18 protein-coding genes are annotated in these 19,667 nt (G+C 64.9%); 5 read left to right on the forward strand and 13 right to left on the reverse strand.

The window, feature by feature from the left end:
- Positions 1-44: 44 nt before the first annotated feature.
- Positions 45-962, reverse strand: a complete 918-nt coding sequence (locus BJ994_RS11945) for an alpha/beta hydrolase (protein WP_167994401.1) — start codon at positions 960-962, stop codon at positions 45-47.
- A gap of 69 nt (positions 963-1,031) precedes the next feature.
- Between BJ994_RS11945 and BJ994_RS11950 the strand changes: the two genes are divergently transcribed.
- Complete coding sequence (locus tag BJ994_RS11950; protein ID WP_167994403.1) at positions 1,032-1,664, forward strand: putative glycolipid-binding domain-containing protein; 633 nt, start codon at positions 1,032-1,034, stop codon at positions 1,662-1,664.
- Between the two features lie 169 nt (positions 1,665-1,833).
- Positions 1,834-3,408 (forward strand): BCCT family transporter, encoded by a 1,575-nt coding sequence (locus BJ994_RS11955; RefSeq protein ID WP_342450363.1) that lies wholly within the window; start codon positions 1,834-1,836, stop codon positions 3,406-3,408.
- A gap of 90 nt (positions 3,409-3,498) precedes the next feature.
- Here BJ994_RS11955 and BJ994_RS11960 read toward each other — a convergent pair whose 3' ends face one another.
- The 11 genes from BJ994_RS11960 to BJ994_RS12010 all read right to left on the reverse strand — a co-directional run bounded on the left by BJ994_RS11960 (position 3,499) and on the right by BJ994_RS12010 (position 16,713).
- Positions 3,499-5,199: a sensor histidine kinase gene (locus BJ994_RS11960; RefSeq protein ID WP_167994407.1), complete on the reverse strand. Its 1,701-nt coding sequence runs from the start codon at positions 5,197-5,199 to the stop codon at positions 3,499-3,501.
- 129 nt (positions 5,200-5,328) lie between these two features.
- Positions 5,329-6,774 (reverse strand): FAD-dependent oxidoreductase, encoded by a 1,446-nt coding sequence (locus BJ994_RS11965; protein WP_167994409.1) that lies wholly within the window; start codon positions 6,772-6,774, stop codon positions 5,329-5,331.
- A 64-nt stretch (positions 6,775-6,838) separates the two neighbouring features.
- On the reverse strand, positions 6,839-8,089 hold the full coding sequence (gene cobA / locus BJ994_RS11970) for a uroporphyrinogen-III C-methyltransferase (RefSeq protein ID WP_167994411.1): 1,251 nt from the start codon (positions 8,087-8,089) through the stop codon (positions 6,839-6,841).
- Complete coding sequence (locus BJ994_RS11975; RefSeq protein WP_167994413.1) at positions 8,086-9,021, reverse strand: ABC transporter permease; 936 nt, start codon at positions 9,019-9,021, stop codon at positions 8,086-8,088. The genes cobA and BJ994_RS11975 overlap by 4 nt, the downstream gene beginning before the upstream one ends.
- Positions 9,011-9,727: an ABC transporter ATP-binding protein gene (locus BJ994_RS11980; protein WP_342450364.1), complete on the reverse strand. Its 717-nt coding sequence runs from the start codon at positions 9,725-9,727 to the stop codon at positions 9,011-9,013. The genes BJ994_RS11975 and BJ994_RS11980 overlap by 11 nt, the downstream gene beginning before the upstream one ends.
- Complete coding sequence (locus BJ994_RS11985) at positions 9,724-10,908, reverse strand: ABC transporter substrate-binding protein (protein ID WP_167994415.1); 1,185 nt, start codon at positions 10,906-10,908, stop codon at positions 9,724-9,726. Before BJ994_RS11985 ends, BJ994_RS11980 begins: the two co-directional genes overlap by 4 nt.
- Positions 10,898-12,286, reverse strand: a complete 1,389-nt coding sequence (locus tag BJ994_RS11990) for a sulfate adenylyltransferase subunit 1 (RefSeq protein ID WP_167994417.1) — start codon at positions 12,284-12,286, stop codon at positions 10,898-10,900. Before BJ994_RS11990 ends, BJ994_RS11985 begins: the two co-directional genes overlap by 11 nt.
- On the reverse strand, positions 12,286-13,140 hold the full coding sequence (cysD, locus tag BJ994_RS11995; protein ID WP_425339408.1) for a sulfate adenylyltransferase subunit CysD: 855 nt from the start codon (positions 13,138-13,140) through the stop codon (positions 12,286-12,288). The genes BJ994_RS11990 and cysD overlap by 1 nt, the downstream gene beginning before the upstream one ends.
- A gap of 278 nt (positions 13,141-13,418) precedes the next feature.
- Entirely contained in the window at positions 13,419-14,201 is a 783-nt protein-coding gene (locus BJ994_RS12000; protein WP_167994420.1) for a phosphoadenylyl-sulfate reductase, read from the reverse strand.
- Complete coding sequence (locus tag BJ994_RS12005; protein ID WP_167994422.1) at positions 14,165-15,913, reverse strand: nitrite/sulfite reductase; 1,749 nt, start codon at positions 15,911-15,913, stop codon at positions 14,165-14,167. Before BJ994_RS12005 ends, BJ994_RS12000 begins: the two co-directional genes overlap by 37 nt.
- A 104-nt stretch (positions 15,914-16,017) precedes the next feature.
- On the reverse strand, positions 16,018-16,713 hold the full coding sequence (locus BJ994_RS12010; protein WP_167994424.1) for a sirohydrochlorin chelatase: 696 nt from the start codon (positions 16,711-16,713) through the stop codon (positions 16,018-16,020).
- A gap of 72 nt (positions 16,714-16,785) precedes the next feature.
- Here BJ994_RS12010 and BJ994_RS12015 point away from each other — a divergent pair, with 72 nt between their 5' ends.
- Genes BJ994_RS12015 through BJ994_RS12025 form a run of 3 tightly spaced genes read left to right on the forward strand, consistent with a single transcriptional unit; the run spans position 16,786 to position 18,359 of the window.
- A complete protein-coding gene (locus BJ994_RS12015) occupies positions 16,786-17,424 on the forward strand; it encodes a trimeric intracellular cation channel family protein (RefSeq protein WP_167994426.1) in 639 nt (212 codons plus the stop codon).
- Positions 17,425-17,460: 36 nt separating this feature from the next.
- Positions 17,461-17,889: a hypothetical protein gene (locus BJ994_RS12020; protein ID WP_167994428.1), complete on the forward strand. Its 429-nt coding sequence runs from the start codon at positions 17,461-17,463 to the stop codon at positions 17,887-17,889.
- Positions 17,886-18,359, forward strand: a complete 474-nt coding sequence (locus tag BJ994_RS12025; RefSeq protein ID WP_167994430.1) for an HIT family protein — start codon at positions 17,886-17,888, stop codon at positions 18,357-18,359. The genes BJ994_RS12020 and BJ994_RS12025 overlap by 4 nt, the downstream gene beginning before the upstream one ends.
- Before the next feature lie 41 nt (positions 18,360-18,400).
- Here the strand turns inward: BJ994_RS12025 and BJ994_RS12030 are convergent, their stop codons facing one another.
- The gene (locus tag BJ994_RS12030; protein WP_167994432.1) at positions 18,401-19,504 is read right to left on the reverse strand and encodes a polyprenyl synthetase family protein; all 1,104 of its coding nucleotides are present in this window, start codon (positions 19,502-19,504) and stop codon (positions 18,401-18,403) included.
- Between the last annotated feature and the right edge of the window lie 163 nt (positions 19,505-19,667).

Genomic DNA, 19,667 nt, shown 5'->3' on the forward strand with positions numbered 1-19,667 from the left:
CTGAAGGGCGCCAATTACCGGAAGTATCCGGCCATTCGGTTGATTCAGCGCAGCAATGTGGCCATCCTGCCGTAGGCCACCCTCGATTCGGGAAGAAACGGTAGCGCCACGAATACGTGGAAGGCGCCAAGGTAGGTATGCACGGTGAGCCGGCCGCCGGCGTCGTGCATTCTGCTCTCGAACAGGCGGGTATCCGCCATGCAGATGTCACGGTCTCCCTGGTGGATCTCAACCGGCGGGAGCGCAGCGAGCGCGTCGGGCTGCGCGAAGACCGGACTCAGGAGGGGATGCCGTGGGTTCTCGCCGTCAGCCCACCAGGATCCGGCTTCCACCGCTCCTGGCACGGCAAGCATGGGATCCACCCGCTGGTAACGCTTTGTCTCCGGATTTGTTCCGGTGATGTCCAGCCACGGCGAGAACAGCAGGAGCTGACCCGGCGCGGGCAGTCCTTCCGCCGCGAAGTGCAGGGCCTGCCCCACGGCCAGTCCGCCGCCCGCCGAGTCGCCTGAGAGGACGACGTCGGCCGCTTCCGTGCCGTCGAGCACCCTCCGGTAGACCTCGGTCAGGAGCGCATAGCCTTCCCGGTACGAGTGCTCGGGCGCTAACCGGTAAAGCGGCACGGTGACGGCGGCGCCGGTCCGACGGACAAGTTCGGCAATGATCCACCAGTGCGGCCGCACAAGCTCATTGATATAGGTGCCACCGTGCGTATAGATGATGTGGCGGCCGGAGGGTTTCCGCGGCGTCACCGTCAGCACACGCGTACCGGCGATGCGGGATTCCTTGACGCTGCCGAGCTTGCGGATACCATGGCGGGGCTCAACGGGCGACGGGTAGCTGCGAGCGAAGTACTCTCCGCGCATCCGCTCCGGCGACAGGTAACGCCGCTTCGTAGGACCCCTTCCCAGCAGCGCGCATGCTGCCCTCATTGCGATACTGCCGCCTGCCCCGTTGCTCGTCATCCCTTCAATCTAGACTCTGTTCTGTCCAGACTCTGGCGTGGCGGGCCTGCCGCTCTCTAAGGTGAGCGAATGGGAAATCAACTTCATACGAGCCTGCTGCACAGCTGGCAGGGCATCGACGACGCCGCACGCCTGGACACCGCGACCATCAACCTCGAGCCGGGCCGCTTAAGCGCCCACGGCACCTCCCGCACTGATGAGTACGCAATGAGCTGGGCGCTGACGACGACGGAGGGCTGGGTGACCCGCAGGCTTACCGCGACCGTCCACGGTCACGGCTGGAGCCGGCACCTGGACCTGGACCGGTCCGACGACGGCGTCTGGTCAAGTACGACGCACAGCTCGGGCGAGTGCCCGCTACCAGGCGCGGGAATCGATGACCCCTCATCGCTGACCGGTGCACTGGACTGCGACCTGGGTCTTTGCCCGGTCACCAACACCATGCCGATCCTGCGGTTGAACCTTCACTCGGAAGAACTGGCCCCGGCCGATGAAACGTCCATGGCCATGGCCTGGGTGGAGGTCCCGAGCCTGCGCGTGGTCCGTAGCCAGCAGATGTATAGCCAACTCCGTGCACCGAGCGAGGACCGAAACGGCGTTATCCTTTATAGCTCGGACAACCACGGGTTCACTGCCGAGCTTCAGATCGACCGGGACGGGATAGTCGTCGAATATCCGGGTCTGGCAACGCTCACCGGGTGAATTCCAGTTAGTTTCCTCACATTTCGACCCACCAACAGCGTGGCCGGTTATCATACGTGACCATTATCTGTACAGGGACTACCGTGGAATTATGTCTACTTCTGTCCCTCAGCAGCGTCCGGAACAATCCGGACCTCCCGGGCCGTCAACCGCAACGCCAGTTAAAGGCGTGCTCGACCGCCCAGTCTTTTACACGTCCCTGGTGGTCGTGCTGGCGCTGGTGATTCTTGGTGTGGTCTTCCCCGCCGGGTTCGCCACTGTCACCAGCAGCGTCCTCGATGGATTGGTATCCAACTTCTCCTGGGCCTTCGTGCTCACCGCCACGGGCTTCGTGGTTTTCGCCGCGTTCCTCGCCTTCAGCAAGTACGGCCGCATCCGGCTGGGCAAGGATGATGAGAAGCCTGCCTTCTCCCGCGCCTCATGGATCGCGATGATGTTCAGCGCCGGCATGGGCATCGGGCTCATGTTCTACGGCGTGACGGAACCGATCTCCCATTATCTGACGCCGCCCATTGACGGTGTTGAGCCAGGTACCGACGCCGCCGCGCGTCAGGCCATGAACTACACCCTCTTCCACTGGTCGCTGCATCCCTGGGCGATCTACGCCGTCGTCGGACTTGCCCTTGCCTACTCGGCGTTCCGTAAGGGACGCGGTGCCGGTTTCAGTGCGGCTTTCGCTCCACTGTTCCGTGGCCGCACGAACATCAAGGCTCTTCGCGCGATTGACGTCTTCGCGATTTTTGCAACGCTCTTCGGTTCGGCAACTTCCCTGGGTCTCGGCGTTGTGCAGATCAACGGCGGGCTGACCGAGGTCTTCGGCATCGAGAGCAACCTCTGGGTGCAGGTAGGCCTGATCGCGCTGCTGACCGTGTGCTTCGTGGTGTCCGCGGTCAGCGGCATCTCCCGCGGCATCAAGTGGCTTTCCAACGGCAACATGATCGCGGCGCTGGTGCTGCTCGCGTTCCTGTTCGTTGTTGGCCCCACGGTCTTCATCCTCGAACTGATTCCGTCTTCCGCAGGCAACTACCTCTTCGCGTTGCCCCAGATGGCAATGCGTACCGGCGCATTCGGCGGTGAAGAGTGGCTCGCTGCCTGGACCATTTTCTACTGGGCCTGGTGGGTTTCATGGACGCCCTTCGTCGGCTCGTTCCTCGCGAAGATCTCCCGGGGCCGGACCATCCGTGAGTTCATCTTCGGCGTCGTCGCTGTGCCGAGCGCCGTGAGCCTCGTGTGGTTCGGCGTGTGGGGCGGCACCGCAATCACCGCGCAGAACAACGGCGTGGACATCGCAGCAGCAAACGCGGAGAGTCAGGAATCGGCGATGTTTGCGCTACTGGCCGAGTATCCGCTCGCCGCGGTCACGTCGATCCTGGTGGTACTGCTCGTGGCGGTATTCTTCATCTCCGGCGCGGATGCATCGTCCATTGTGCTCGGATCCCTCTCGTCCTTCGGGTCCGAGAATCCGCGGAAGTGGCTGACCATTCTGTGGGGAACCATGACCGGAGCGGTGGCCGCCGTCCTGCTGTTCATCGGCAGTCTGGGCGCGCTGCAGACCCTGACGATCATCGCCGCAGCGCCGTTTGTGTTGATCATGGTCGGGTTGTGCGTCGCGTTGATGATGGATCTTCGAAAAGATCCTGCCGTGGCCGGCATGAAACGCCGTCGTACTCCGCCTACGCCCGCGCCGGACCCTGAGCGGCAGCCCGAAGACCTCGGGACCGCCGAGGAGGCATCCGCGAGATAAGCGCCGCTTCCATAGAAAGATTCGTGCAGCTCTGGGGGCTCGACACACGCTCGAACCCGCCGGAGCTGCACGAAATCCTTTAGGACGGCACTACCCGACGACGTCGTCCGCCGCCTCGCGCTGCCCCCTTTCCTCTTCGCCGGGGTTGTCAGGCAGTTCGAAAGTGAACGTCGTTCCCCGGCCTAACTCACTCCGGCAATGAATCTGCCCGCCGTGCTCTTCGACGATGGAGCGCACAATAGCCAGGCCCAGCCCGACGCCGGGAATCGCCGCCTCGCGCACCGCCGTCGTGCGGAAGAACTTCGAAAAGACCTCTGCAGCGTCCTCCGGGCTCATGCCCATGCCCTGGTCCACGACCTCGCACACAACTGAGCCGGGCATGCGTTGCGCCCGCACCGTCACGGTCCCGCCGGACGGTGAATACTTGACCGCGTTGGACAGCAGGTTGTCCAGCACCTGGCCGATGCGCGCAGGGTCGCAATGCGCGCTCGTCCCCTGCGGCACATCATTGACGACGACGACGCCCGCTTCCCTCCCGCGCGCTGCGATGGCACCCACGGATTCACGGGCAATGTCCCCCAGGTCGCTCGGAACCGGTGACACATCCGGTGTGCCTGCGGCAGCGGCAAGGAGGTCGTCAACAAGCCTCCGGAGCCGGCTGACGTTTCGTTCGATGACGTTGAGGCCGGACAGTACGTTCGCCGGCGGTTCGTCGTCGAGCAGGATCTCCAGGTGGCCGACGATCACGGTAAGCGGCGTGCGCAGCTCGTGCGAAACCATCGCAACGAACTCCTCCTTGGCGTTCAACGCTTCAACGAGGTCTGTCACGTCATTGAAGGCCAAAACGGCACCCTCACGGTTTCCGGCCTCGTCCAGCATGACGCGCGCTGAAACCGAAAGAGCCCGCTGCTCGGGATGCTCCCCTATCCGGATGAGGTGGTCTGAGAAGGTGTCGCCCTGCACGGCGCGGTACGCCGGTCGCATCTCGGCGGGGACGGGGGTCACGCCGTCGGCCTCGAACAGGAGCAGGTCCTTCTCTGGTGCGTCGTCCCTCCCTTTCGGCAGGCCGATCCGGTGTATCTCATGCTGGCGCCGGTTGAACAGGATGTCGTGGCCGTCCGCGTCGATGGCGAGAAGGCCGACGTCGACGGTGTTCACCGTAGCGTTCAGCAGCCGCTCACGCTGGGCGCTTTTGTGGAGTAGTTGCTGCAGGGCGTGGTCCTTGTCCTTCATGGCCCGCTGCTGGTCCATCATGCTGGCTGTCATCACACGGATGGTCACGGCAATTCCGAAGATGATGATCGGCAACAGAATGGATTGCGTGAGCTGGGTCACCGTGACGTTCGGATCATTCACGAACAATGGAACCCAGATCATGGCCAGCGGCCCGAGGAAGCTCAACGCCAGGCACAGCCGCGGGTACAGGTCCGAGGCGCAGAGCCACACCACCGGAAACACTGCCAGCAGGCCGATTCCGAGAAGTTCCGTTCCTGCGCCGGTCCGCAGGAAGGACACGGGAACGAAGTTGAGTACGGGAATGATGAGGAACAGCCCGTACTTCATCCGATCCCATGGGATGGCCGCGCACAGCAGCAGGATGAGGGCACTGATGATCACACCGGCGCGGTAACTGGCGCTCTCCCACACCTGCGGATGCAGGATCGCACTTCCGAGCGCGAGTACGCCCACAGTGATGGACATCGGCGCCTGGCTGAGGAGCACCCGTGTCCGCATCGACATTTCGTGGAACTGCCGGGTATTGAACGTCAGATAAGACAGAACGTTGTCCATCGTTCGGTGCTCCTCACGGTCAACTGCGGAACGTGCGGCGCATCTGTCCGATGCACCGCACGCCGGATGCCTCCACTCTATAGAGCACCCACTCACGCGCCATCAGTTGCGCGCATAGTTGTTGAAGAGTTAGCTCACTTCCACTTCGGCAGTGTCCTTGCGGGAGATGGAGACCATGTCCTCACGCGGCACAACCTTGATCCGCTCCCGGACCACGCCGTCGATCTCGGTCGCGGCATCACCCAGGCCGCGTTCGTGGGCATCGAGGGCAATCCAGCCCTCCCAGGTTGTGTACTGCACGCCGCGCGCTTCAAGGAGCTCGACGACGGCGGTCTCCTCCGGCGCGTTCGCGGCCGGCAGGTTCTCCAGGTCTTCGAGCAGGTACGTGACGGTCTCCAGTGCGTCGCCCTTGGTGTGCCCGATCAGGCCGACCGGTCCGCGCTTGATCCAACCCGTGGCGTAGACGCCGGGCACGTGGGTGCCGGCGGCATCCAGGACGCGCCCGCCGTCGTTCGGGATCACGCCACGGCGGTGATCGAACTCGACCTCCGGAAGGGCGGACCCAAAGTAGCCCACCGCACGGTACACGGCCTGTACGGGGTAATCGATGAACTCACCGGTGCCCACGGCGTTTCCGGTGCCGTCGAGTTCCGTGCGCTCGAATTTGATACCTGCAACCTTGCCGTCCTCACCGAGCACCTCCACCGGATTGTGCAGGAAGTGCAGGTGCAGGCGGCGGGAGGCCTTGAGCTCGGAGACGTCCTCGGGCTGCTCGGCGATCCAGTTGGTCAGTGTGCCGACCATGGTCTTGGTCTGGTTGTTCGTCTGGATCTGGCGGTCGGATTCGGCGTCGAACTCGAAATCCTCGGGGTAGAGCACAATGTCGACGTCGCGCGAGTGGGACAGTTCCCGCAGCTCCAGCGGCGTGAACTTCACCTGGGCCGGTCCGCGCCGCCCGAAGACGTGCACATCCGTTACAGGGGATGCCTTGAGTCCGGCGTAGACGTTGTCCGGAATCTCGGTTACCAGCAGGTCCTCGGCGTGCTTGGACAGCATGCGCGCCACGTCGAGGGCCACGTTCCCGTTGCCGATGACGGCGATTTCCTTTGCCTCGAGCGGCCACTCCCGCGAAACATCAGGGTGCCCGTCGAACCAGGACACGAAGTCCGCCCCGCCGAAGGATCCCTCGAGCTCGATGCCCGGGATGTTGAGGTCGGCGTCCTTGATCGCGCCGGTGGCAAAGATGACGGCGTCGTAATGGGCCTGGAGGTCCTCAATGGTGAGGTCCGTGCCGTACTCGACGTTGCCGAAAAAGCGGATGTCCCCGCGGTCCAGCACCTTGTGCAGGGCGTTCACGATGCCCTTGATGCGCGGGTGGTCCGGCGCCACACCGTAGCGGATGAGGCCGTACGGCGCGGGGTAGCGGTCATAGAGGTCGATGCTGACGGTCAGCGCACCGCTCTTGACGGCCTCGCTCTTCGTGAGGATGTCCGCTGCGTAGACACCGGCAGGACCGGACCCGACGACGGCGACGCGCAAGGCACGCGCGTGGGGGAAGGTAGTGGGTTGCGACACGGCTGTGTTCCTATTCTTGGGTTGAGTCGGCGTTGAGTGCGCAGATAATGACGTTTTGAGCGGGCTATTCGGTGTTTATCTCAACACTCAGCGGGAGGTGACTGGTTGGCCAGTGCGGCGAGAGGGTCACAACATCACCGACCACGATGACGGCGGGAGACTTCACACCGCGCACCGCCGCGAGCCCGGCGATGGTTTCGAGCGTTCCGGTGGTGACCCGCTGGGAATCCATCCATCCGTTCTCGATGATAGCGACCGGTGTGGACGGCTGCCGGCCGCCGCTAATGAGCGACGCCACGGACTTTGGTAGCAGCGACACCCCCATCAGCAGCACCAGCGTGTGGTCGCTTCCCACCGGGATGAGCCCGGCCTGCTGAGTGATGTCCTCGTGCCCCGTGATGACGCTGAAGCCCTTCGCCACTCCCCGGTGCGTGACCGGAATGCCGGCAGCTGCGGGTACGGAAATGGCGGAGGTGACGCCGGGAACCACTTCCACGGGCACGCCGTGGTCGCGGCAGTACGCTTCTTCCTCGCCGCCGCGGCCGAGCACGTACGGATCGCCGCCCTTGAGGCGCACCACCCGGTTGCCCAGCAACGCCTGCTCAACGAGGATCCGGTTGATCTCGTCCTGCGGCACCGGATGGTTGCCGGGAAGCTTGCCCACTTCGATGACCTCGACGTCGGCGCCCAGTCCGGGAATCAGGGCGCGCGGGCCCAGCCGGTCGGCGACGACGACGTCGGCCATCGCCAGCAGCCGGCGCCCCCGTGTTGTGATGAGGCCGGCGTCGGCAGGTCCGCCGCCCACCAGAGCGACGGAACCGACCGCGCCTTCAGAAGACGGCGAACGCCGGTGGCGCCGCAGCGGCAGCTCGCCGGAGTCCAGCGCCGCAGCAACGCCGTCGCGCAGTGCAGCGGCCCGTTTAGGATCACCGTTGGTGTTGACTGCAACACTCACGTCGTCGACCTTCGCCACAGCCGGAACCCAGGCGCGGGAGGCCTGGTGGTCGCCGCCCTTGACACACCAGACGCGGGCGGCATCGGCGTCGGCAGCCACCCGGTCCTCCACCGCGGGAGTACCGGAATGGCTGAGGACCAGCCAGGCGCCGTCGAGATCGGCGGGGACGTACTCCCGCTGCAGCCACTGAAGCGAACCAGCAGCTGCGCGCTCGCTGATGTCCTCACAGGCGTAGGGTGCGACGACGGTGACCAGGGCGCCGTCGTCGAGGAGGGCGGGGATGCGGCGCGCGGCCACAGGGCCGCCGCCGACCACGAGGACCTTGCGTCCACGTAACTGCAATCCGAGGGGGTAGGTCATTGTGATCCTCCGATGAGCAGGCCACGGCGGCGCAGCAGGCGGCGTTCGAGTGGACCGAAGATGAGCAGTTCCACCACGATGCCAATGAAAAGGATGAGCAGGATCGCGGCGATCACGGTTGCCATCGACGAGAACTGGCGGCCCTGGTCCAGCAGCGCGCCGAGGCCGAACCCGAGTGTGCCGCCGGTGGCGATGATTTCCGCGGCCATGAGCGAGCGCCAGGAGAACGCCCAGCCCTGCTTCAGCCCGGACACGTAGCTGGGCAGCGCGGCCGGAAGGATGATGCGGGTGGCAAGTTCCCAACGGCTTGCTCCAAGGACGTGGCCCACGCGCCGATGCTGGTCGGGAACGTGGTCGACGCCGGCGATCAGTCCGTTGGTGATCGACGGAATGGCGCCCATGAGCACCACGAAGTACACGGTGGCATCGCTGAGCCCGAACCAGATGACGGCGGCCGGCACCCAGGCGACGGACGGCAGTACCTGCAGGCCAGAGATAAGCGGTCCGAATGCCCCGCGGAGGATCCTGCTCTGGGCCAACAGCAACCCGAGCGGCGTGGCAATGACCACAGCGATCACGAAGCCGACGACGCCGCGCTGCAGGCTGGTCAGGACTGTCTCCACCGCTTCGCCGTTCTGCCACAGCGTGCCCAGTGTGCCGAAGACATCGGCGGGGCCGGGAAGCTGGTCAGGGCGCGGGCGGGCAATCCAGATGTACATCTGCCAGGCGTAGATCACGGCGGCGAGCGCCGCGACCGGCAGGAGCGCCTTGGTGATGCTCGCCTTCCAGGAGGACCGGACGCTGGTTTCCTGCTGGAGGGCGTCGAGCCCCTTCTCGAGGGCGCGATCGTCCTCGGCGGTCAACGACGCCGGTTTTACTGGAACGTCCTCGATCCCGTCTTCGCGCTGGATGAGAGCTGGTTCAGGCTGCATGGCGGCGGATCTCCTTCCGCAGCTCGGTGGTGATTTCCGCCGTCAATGCCGCAGGATCCTGTTCCCCGACAACCCACTCGGAAACAACGCGTCCCGGACGGGAAGACATGAGCAGTACGCGTTGGCCCAACCGGACGGCCTCACGGACGTTGTGCGTGATGAAAACGATGGTTCGGCCGGTCTCACGCCATACCCGCTGCAGCTCGTCGTGCAGCAGGTCGCGGGTAATGGCGTCCAGTGCGGCGAACGGCTCATCCATGAGGAGCACGTCGCGGTTCTGGGCGAGCGACCGCGCGAGGGCCACCCGCTGGCGCATGCCGCCGGACAGCTCGTGCGGACGCTTGTGCGCTGCATCGGAAAGGTGGACCAGCTCGAGCAGCCGTGCGGCTTCCGTGCGCCGTTCCGCCTTGCCCGCACCACGCAGCTGCAGCGCCAGTTCGACGTTCGCCTGGGCGGACAACCAGGGGAAAAGCGAGGCGTCCTGGAACATGAACGCAGCCTTCGGCGAGGCAATATTGCCCGACGTCGGCTCCTCCAGTCCGGCGATCAGGTTCAGGAGGGTTGACTTGCCGCAACCCGATGCGCCGAGCAGCGCAACGAACTCACCCTGCGCGACGCGAAGGTTGACGTCGTCGAGCACCAGCGGCGCGTCGGCGGCGAACCGTTTGGAAAGACCTGAGATCTCGATCTGCGCGGGCGGGTTCACGGTGCTGTTCCTGCGCCGAGCCCGGCGTCTTCGTACTCCTGCAGCCCGGCTTCCACCTGTTGGTCATTGAGCAGGGTGAGGTCGAGGATGCCTGCGAGGTCCGCGTCATCCGTTGTACCGGCCTGAACCCCGTCCTTGAGCAGTTCACCGAGCGCATCAGCCAGCGGTTCCTGGGAGAAAGTGACGTTTTCCAGCGCGCGTTCGACGACCGGTGCGGCCAGCGGCTTGGCGTTCGCCGCCTCAAGGCCGGCATTGATGAGGTCCGGGGTCTGCTCCGGGTTCTCGTTCAGCCAGGTGATGGCGCGTTCCTCTGCCCGAAGGAGGGCCTTGACCTGGTTCGGGTGTTCCGCGAGGTACTGCCGGTTCACCACGAGGACCGTCGTCGCGAACTTGCCCTCGGGCCACAGCTCCGCCTCATCCACCAGGACTTCGGCTCCGGCGTCGACCACCAGGCGGGAAGCCCACGGTTCGGGAAGCCAGGCGCCGTCGATGTCGCCGTTCTGGAACAGCTGGAGCGTGGTTGCGTTCTCGGTGGGGATGATTGCTACGTCCCCGCCTCCCTCGGTTGTTGTTTCGTAACCCTGTTCGTGGAGCCATACGCGCAGCGCGACGTCCTGGGTGTTGCCGAGCTGCGGCGAGGCAAGGGTTGCACCCGCGAGGTCCTCGGGGGAATCGATGCCGGGCTTCACGACCAGTTGCGCACCACCGGCGGTTGCACCGGCCACAATCCGCAGCGACTCACCGTTGCTCTGGACGTACGAGTTGATGGCCGGGTTTGGTCCTATGAACGTCGCGTCGATGGCACCGGCGTTCAACGCCTCGATGGCAGAAGGTCCGGCGTTGAAGGCCTGGGTAGACAGCTTTGTGTCGCCCAGTTCCTCAGCGAAGTAACCATTCTCCAGCCCCACGAGGGCGGGCGCATGGGTGAGGTTACCGAAGTAGCCCAGGCGAAGTTCCTCGGCGTCGGAGACGGGGACCGCCGTCGTCGTTGGTTCCGGTGCTGACTGCGCCGAGGCGTAGGCGGCGATTGCTGCGCCGGTCGCCACGGCGACCACCGCGAAACCGGCGATGACGCCCTCGACCACGCGGCTCTTCAGCAGGAAGCCGCGCTTGGAGGAGCGCTTGTTCAGGTTCTCGTTAACGGGCCGGTTGATGGAATCTGTGGGGCGGTCATATGTCATAACGTTCGTCCTCGCGGGCCGCCAGTTCCAGGTGGTCGGATTCCACCAGGCCTGCGGCCAGGGTGTTGCCGTCGGAGGGGTCGATGACCAGGAAAGCTCCGGTGCGGCGGAAGTTCACGTAGTTGTCCACGGGCAGCGGTGCTGCCAGGCGAATGTGGACGGTCCCGATGTCGTTGAGCTCAAGGCCCGACGCCGGTTGATCGGCGAACGTGGAGAGATCCAGTTTGTTGATGACCTGGCGAACCAGTCCCTGGACCGTCTTGCTGCCGTGCTTGATGAGGAGCCGCGAGCCCTCTTTCAGCGGCTTCGGCGACAGCCAACAGAGTGCTGCGTAGAGGTCCTGGGTGGGCTGAGGAAGGGCTGCTGCGGGTCCCGCTTCGGCGAGGAGGTCTCCTCGGGCGATGTCGATGTCGTCGGCGAGACGAAGCACCACTGACTGCGGCGCGAAAGCCTCAACGAGCTCCTGCCCTGCAAAGTCGATGCCGGTCACCGTGGTTTCACGGCCGGACGGCTGCACCGTCACGGCGTCGCCTACGCGGATGGAGCCGGCCGCAACCTGTCCCGCGTACCCGCGGTAGTCGCGGTAGCCTTCCGCGTCGAGCCCGGGTGCCACAGCGCCCTGCGGACGGATGACCGTCTGCACGGGGAAGCGGAACGCCTCGATGTCCGTCTCAAGATCCGCCAACGCCGGCAGCTGCTCGAGGGTTTCCAGGAGCGACGGACCGTTGTACCAGGGGGTCTTCGCCGACCGGTCCACCACGTTGTCGCCTTCAAGGGCGGAAACGGGGATGATGGCAGGTTCGTCGACCTTGAGCTCCCGGGCGGCCTGCTTGAGCTGGGCCTCGACATCGCGGAAGACGGCTTCGCTGTAGTCCACGAGGTCGATCTTGTTCACCGCCACGATGATGTGCGCGACGCGCAGCAGCCTCGACACCGCAAGGTGCCTGCGGGTCTGCTCCAGCACGCCCTTGCGGGCGTCAATGAGTACGACGACGGCGTCGGCCGTGGACGCGCCGGTCACGGTGTTCTTCGTGTACTGCACATGCCCGGGGGTGTCCGCGAGGATGAAGGTGCGGTTCGCGGTGGCGAAGTAGCGGTACGCCACGTCGATGGTGATGCCCTGTTCACGCTCGGCACGCAGTCCGTCGGTGAGCAGCGCAAGGTCCAGTCCCCCGCGCTCGCCACCGAAACCACGCTCAGCTGAGGTGCGGGCAACGGCGTCGAGCTGGTCGGCCAGGACCGACTTGCTGTCGTGCAGGAGCCTGCCCACGAGGGTGGACTTGCCGTCGTCGACCGAGCCCGCCGTGGCGAACCGGAACAGGGTCGAGTGCTCGAGGGCGGTTTCTACTGCGGTGGTGCTCTGAACTGCTGTGCTCATTAGAAGTACCCGTCTTTCTTGCGGTCTTCCATCGCGGCTTCGGAAATCCGGTCATCTGCCCGGGTTGCGCCGCGTTCGGTGAGGGTGCTGAGGGCTACTTCGCGTACTACTGCCGCAACGTCCGCGGCGTCAGATTCGACGGCGCCGGTGCAGGACATGTCACCCACGGTCCGGTAGCGGACGGTGCGGGTTTCAACGGTTTCCTTCTCGGTGGGCAGGGAAACGTCGCCGATTGCACGCCACATCCCGTCGCGGCGGAACACCTCACGCTCATGGGCGTAGTAAAGGCCCGGCAGCTCGATGTTCTCGCGTTCGATGTAACGCCACACGTCCAACTCGGTCCAGTTGCTGATCGGGAAGGCGCGCACATGCTGGCCGACTGTGTGCCGGCCGTTGTAAAGATTCCACAGCTCAGGCCGCTGGTTGCGGGGATCCCATTGGCCGAATTCGTCGCGCAGGCTCAGGATCCGTTCCTTGGCACGTGCCTTGTCCTCATCGCGACGGCCGCCGCCGAAAACGGCGTCGAACTTGTTGGCGTTGATGGTGTCCAGCAGCGGAACCGTCTGAAGCGGGTTCCGGGTGCCGTCGGCGCGGTCCTGCAGCTCACCGCGGTCGATGTACTCCTGGACGGACCCGACAACGAGCCTCACGCCAAGCCGCTCGACAGTCCGGTCCCGGAACTCGATGACCTCTGGGAAGTTATGCCCCGTATCGACGTGCAGCACCGGAAACGGAACCTTCCCGGGCCAGAAAGCCTTCGTGGCAAGGTGCAGCATGACCACGGAATCCTTGCCGCCCGAAAACAGCAGCGCAGGCCGCTCAAACTCGGCAACAACCTCGCGAATGATGTGAATCGCTTCGGACTCAAGGGCGTCGAGGCTTGAGAGCCGCTTCGCTGTGGGCGCGGAGGCAGCAAATGCCGGCCCCGCCCCTTCGCCGCGCGGCTGATCTTCGATCAGTCCGCCACGCGGCTTCGACAGCGTCGGCTGGCTTCCCACCGCTCGCAAGCTCGCGGCGGTGCCCTCGCCAGCAGACTTAGATGCCACTCCCTGGCCGGCATTTGCTGCCTCTGCGCTTTGGGGGGCACCTTCAGTCTTCACGCTAGCGTCCTCAATGGTTTGGGTGGTGTGGCTCATTGGTGGATTCCGCACTCTGTCTTCGCTAGGCCGGCCCAACGGCCGGCTCGTGGGTCTTCTCCTGGGGCTACTGGACGGGTGCAGGGCTTGCAGCCGATCGAGGGGTAGCCGTTGGAGAGGAGCATGTTGACGGGCACCTGGTGCTCTCCGGCATAGTCGAGCAGCTCGTCGAAGGTCCACGCAGCAACCGGGTTGATCTTGACCAGTTTGTGGACATGGTCCCAGGTCACCAACGGGGTGTTGGTCCGTGTGGGGCCTTCGTCTCGGCGGACACCGGTGAACCAGACTTCGTAACCGGACAGGGCCTTCTTGAGGGGGTCCATTTTCCGGAGTGCGCAGCACTGTGCAGGGTCCCGACCGAACAGGTCCTTGCCGTATTCAGCATCCTGTTCAGCCACGGTCTGTTCGGGCATGACATTGACGATGTTGATGTCGAGCTGCTCCGCGACTTCGTCCCGCGTGATGTGGGTTTCGGTGAAGTGATACCCGGTCTCAAGGAACAGGACGTCAACGCCGGGATACTGCTGTGAGACCAGGTGCGGAAGCACCGCATCGGCCATGGAGCAGGCGACTGCGGCCTGGGAAACGTCGAAGTTCCGCACAACCCACGCAATGACGTCCCGGGAATCGGCATCCCAGCCGAGTTCCTCGGCACCGGCCGCAGCCAACGCCCGCAGCTCCTCTTCTGAGCGACGGGGAAGACGCGCCTGATCCGACACGGCAGTGAACTCAGGGGCCTCACTCACTGCAGCACTCCTTCCTCGGCGCGATGCGCCCATTCGGCGAAGGTCTCGTTGTTCTTACGGTCGGCGGCGTATTGGCGGACCACGCGTTCGACGTAGTCGGGGAGATTGTCGACGGTGACCTTGAGTCCGCGGATGGTGCGGCCGAGGCCCGCCTCTTCGCGGTTGGAGTCCGCGAGTCCGCCACCGAGGTGAACCTGGAAGCCTGGCGTGGGATCGCCGTCGGGCGTTGGAAGCATCATGCCTTTGAGGCCGATGTCCGCCGTCTGGATGCGGGCGCAGGAGTTCGGGCAGCCGTTGATGTGCAGGGCGATGGGTTGCGTCAGGGTTCCGTTGTCAACGAGGTCGGCCAGGCGGCGTTCAAGTTCGGCGATGGCCGTCGCTGCCGTCACCTTCGTCTCGACGATCGCGAGCTTGCAGTACTCGATGCCGGTGCACGCGATGGTGGAACGGCGGAACAGTGACGGCCGGGCGGAGAGGCCCAGTGCGTCGAGTTCAGCGACGAGGGATTCAACGTGATCCTCCTCGACGTCGAGGATCACAAGCTTCTGGTGCGGGGTGGTGCGCAGGCGCGTGGTGCCGTGTGCCTCGAGCGTGTCGGCGAGGGACGTCAGGATGGTGCCGGAGACGCGGCCCACCGTCGGCGCAACGCCGATGAAGAACTTGCCGTCCTTCTGTTCGTGGATGCCCACGTGGTCGCCGGGGGTTGGCGGCTTCGGCGCGGCCGGGCCATCCGGCAGTTCGAAGCCGAGGTATTCGTCCTGCAGAATCTGCCGGAACTTCTCCGGTCCCCAGTCATTGAGGAGGAACTTCAGGCGGGCCTTGGTGCGCATGCGGCGGTAGCCGTAGTCGCGGAAGATGCTGGTGACGCCGAGCCATACTTCGGCAGCGACATCGGCGGACACGAATGCTCCGAGGCGTTCCGCGAGACGCGCGTTCGTGGAGAGCCCGCCGCCGACCCACAGGTCGTAACCTGCTCCGAGTTCCGGGTGGACAACGCCGACGAGAGCGAAATCGTTGATCTCATGGACCACGTCCTGGCTGGGGTGTCCGGTGATCGCGGTCTTGTACTTCCGCGGGAGGTTCGCCAGTTCGGGGTCACCGATGAACCGCTCGCTCAGTTCGTGGATGAGCGGTGTGGGATCAATGATTTCGTCTTTGGCGATACCTGCGACCGGCGAGCCGAGGATCACGCGGGGAACGTCACCGCATGCTTCCGTCGTGGAGAGGTTCACGGCCTCCAGCCGGTTCCAAATTTCAGGAACGTCCTCGACGCGGATCCAGTGGAGCTGGATGTTCTGGCGGTCAGTGATGTCCGCAGAGTCCCGCGCGAACTCCGTCGAGATTTCGCCGATGACGCGCAACTGGTGCGTGGTCAGGGCCCCGCCGTCAATGCGGACGCGGAGCATGAAGTACTTGTCTTCGAGTTCGTGCGGCTCAAGCGTGGCGGTCTTGCCGCCGTCGATCCCCTGCCGGCGCTGCGTGTACAGACCCCACCAGCGGAAACGCCCATGGAGATCGGTGCCGTCGATCGATTCGAAACCGTTCTTGGAGTAGATCTGCTCGATCCGCTCACGGACGTTGAGCCCGTTGTCCTCCTGCTTCCAGGTTTCGTTGGCGTTGAGCGGAGTGGTGCCGTCCACCTTCCACTGGCCATGCGGCTTGGCGGCAGGCCGGTTTGCCCGCGCAGGCTTGGTCCGCGCGGCAGCGTTGGCCTGGGCGGCGTCGGTCACGACTGAACTCGTCATGTAAAAACAGTAGGACCGGCTCCTGAACCCCATCAAAGGTCCGGCAACACCCGTTCACGTGAAGACACCTCACGTCACAATCGCGTCAGGACCTTGACAAGGATTCACACGCCGAGCTGGGCACATGCTTCGTCGTAGCGGTCCAGTGCGATCTGCGCGAGCATTACTTCCGGAAGGAGTGGGTCCGTCACTACGCTCGCACCCGCCTTCGAGAGCTGGTCATGGAAGTAGCCCGGCGCCAGGAGGTAGGAGGCGATCGCGGGCGCGGCGCCGTCGTCGTGCAGTTCCTGAACAGCCTCGGGGACCGACGGCCTGGCGCTCGCTCCGTAACCTGCGAGGATCCGGCCCGTGCGCAGTTCCGCGAGCTGTTCCAGAAGCTTGCTCACGTCTTCAGCCGCGGAAGGATCCGACGAGCCCGCGGCAGCCAGTACGACGGCGGCACCCGCCTCCACGCCCGCTTCCTCCAGGCGCTGCTGGAGCAGCTTCGCCAGCCGCGGGTCCGGTCCGAGAGGCGCTGAAGCAACGGTTCCAGGACGGCCGGCAACCGCCTCGGCAATGTCCACTTTCACGTGATAACCCACGGACAGCAGCAGCGGCACGATGACCGCGGGCCCGTCCGGAAGGGCAGCCACCACGTCCGGAAGATCGGGCTGCTGGACATCAACGTAGGCTTCACGGATGTCCAACCCGGGTCTTAGCAACCGCATCTCATCGCGCATGCGGTTGACGGCTGCCTGTCCCTCGGTGCTGCTAGTGCCATGGGAGCAGGCAACCAGGACGGGATGCTCATGTGTCTGCATGCTGGCAATTGAAGCACCCGCTAGGCAACAATTGACAGTTGTGTCCCGTGCCGCCCCCAACCGGAAGCTCCCATGAACGCCGCGCTGATCCTCGACCTGTTCGGCGTCTTCTTCTTCGCGGTGTCCGGATCGCTGCTTGCTGCACGCAAAGGCTTTGATCTCGTGGGATCGCTGCTGTTGGCCTGTCTTGTTTCACTGGGCGGCGGCGTGGCACGGGACGTCATCATCGGCGTCGTGCCCGTGGCCTTCTCCAACCCGCTCTACCTTGCGCCGCCCCTGCTGGCCACGTCGCTGGTGTACTTCTTGTTCTCCCGGCTTGAGAAGGTCAGCAAACTCCTGGTCCTGTTCGACGCCGGTGGGCTGGCTCTCTTCTGCATCGTCGGTGCGCTGAAAGCTGTTGATGCCGGCCTGAACCCTGTGGCGGCGGTACTGCTCGGCGTGACGACCGCCGTCGGGGGCGGCCTCCTGCGCGACGTCGTTGCGAACGAAGTTCCACAACTGTTCAATCCGGGCGACATCTATGCCCTTCCCGCATTCCTCGGCGCCGCCCTGACCGTGGTCCTTGCGAAGCTGGACTGGTTCAACGTGCTGACAGGCGTGGCCGTCGCGGGCCTGGTATTCCTGCTGCGCGTCCTGGCATGGCGTGCCGGCTGGCAGGCGCCACTGGCCACACGGGTGCCACGGCAATTCAGGCCCCCGCGGGAGGGATAGGATTACAGCATCCCCCTACCTTCACCTGGAGCCACTGTGACCGAGCTGTTCCTGGATAAATTCCGCGCCCTCGTGCCCACCTACTTCGACGAGCCCTGGGTCGCTGAAGACGGGCTTTCCGAAAACGAACTGGCGGAGATGCGTCAGGACCAGGACTTCCCGCTTCCGCTGGCGCTGCGCGAGTTCTACCTCGCCGTCGGTGCGGCCGAGGACATCATGGAAGCGTTCCACTACGTCTGGGACCCGGACGAGCTTGAGATCGAGGACGGCTACCTGCTCTTCATGGAAGACGTGGACGAGAAGTTCGTGTGGGGCATCCGCGCTGACCAGCTGAGCGTCCCCGATCCCATCGTGTGGCGCCGAAACAATGCCCGCGCCTCCTGGAAGAACGAGGAAGGCACCTTCAGCGAATTCATGCTGGATATGTTCGAGTGGGTGTTTGAAGACGACGTTGAGGCGGAATGAACTGGGTCCGCCACGCCCCTGAGGGGTACGAGTGCCCGTTCTGTGATCTCGCCTCCGGTGAGTTCAGGTTTGAGTCCAACCTCTGCGAGCCCGGCGACCTGATCTACTCCGATGAGCTTGTCCTGGCCTTCATCGCCTCCCACGGATTCGAACCCCACCCCGGCCACGTCCTGGTGATCCCGCGGGCGCACTACGAACTGTTGTATGAACTGCCCGACGACGTCGCCGGCCGCATCATGACCGTCAGCCGCGACATGGCGATCGCCATCAAACGCGCCTGGAACCCGGACGGCGTTTCAACCCGCCAGCACAACGAGCCGGCAGGCAGCCAGCACGTCTGGCACTACCACCAGCACATACTTCCCCGCTGGCACAAGGACGGCTTCTACTTCACGCCCAAGCGTCCGATCGTGGATCGGGCGGTGCGGGCGCGGAAAGCAGCGGAGCTTCGAGCTGCACTGGATTCCTGAGTTCCCCCTCGGGCTCGGGTTCACGGTGCGCCGAGACCTGGCTAGACGTCGCGGCTGACGACAGCCTGCGCGAAGCTCGCCAGCGCCTGTTTCACGGTGGTGTCGGGCAGCGGATCCAGCGCGGCGACGGCGTCGTCAGCCCACTGTTGTGCAACCGCCCAGGCCTCCTGGGTTGCCGGGTGCTCACGAAGGGCAGAGACCGCCTCAGCCAGGGCCTCATCCGAGGTGAGGTCCCCGTCCACCAGGGCGAGCACCCGCACAGCGGATTCGTCGCCGGAAGTGGCCGCCTGCCGCAGTAGCAGCACCGGGAGAGTGGGAACGCCTTCCCGCAGGTCCGTGCCTGGTGATTTGCCGGACTTCACCTTCAGCCCGGTGACGTCAATGACGTCGTCGGCCAGTTGGAATGCCACGCCGACCTTCTCGCCGTACGAGACCATGACGTCGACAGCTGACGCCGGCGCATCCGCGAAGATTGCACCGAGCTGACCCGAGGCTGCGACCAGCGAACCGGTCTTGTCAGCGATGACCGAAAGATAATGCGCTACCGGGTCCTCGCCGTCCTGTGGCCCCACGGTCTCATGCAGCTGCCCAAGGCACAACCGCTCGAAAGTACGGGCCTGGATCCCGAGGGCGCGGCTTCCCAGTTCGGAGACCAGAATCGACGCCCGTGCGAAGATCAGGTCTCCGGTCAGGATCGCAACGGAGTTTCCCCACACCTCGTGCGCGGTCGGAGCGCCGCGGCGGTAAGGCGCGGAGTCCATGACGTCGTCGTGATAGAGGGTGGCGAGGTGGGTCAATTCGACGACGACGGCGGCAACCACCACCTCCGGCCTCGTTGCGTTCCCGAGGTGGGAGGCGAGGATGGTCAGCAGCGGACGGATTCGCTTGCCACCGGCTTCGACGAGGTGGCGGGACGTTGCATCGGCGAGCGGGTCGGAGTTGGCGATCGCCTCACGCAGCTGCTTCTCGACCTTCGCAAGGCATGTTGACACTGCCGGACCGAGTTGGGGGTCCTCCGCAATCAGCGCAAAGCCGGCAGGCAGTCGCAAACCAGTGGCGATGACGCCGGTGGAAGTATCCATCTCGTCGACGATCGGACGCGGATGGCCGGCGCTGGTCCAGCTGCTGTGGGAGGAATCCGTCATGTGCCTAAGCCTATCGGCAGGGCCCCTACTTGAGCGCCAGCGAAAGTTGGGGGGCCGGTAGGCGCTATCGGCAGGGCCCCTACTTGAGCGCCAGCGAAAGTTGGGGGGCCGGTAGGCGCTATCGGCAGGGCCCCTACTTGAGCGCCAGCGAAAGTTGGGGGGC

This window comes from Arthrobacter pigmenti, from assembly GCF_011927905.1.
Classification (GTDB): domain Bacteria; phylum Actinomycetota; class Actinomycetes; order Actinomycetales; family Micrococcaceae; genus Arthrobacter_D; species Arthrobacter_D pigmenti.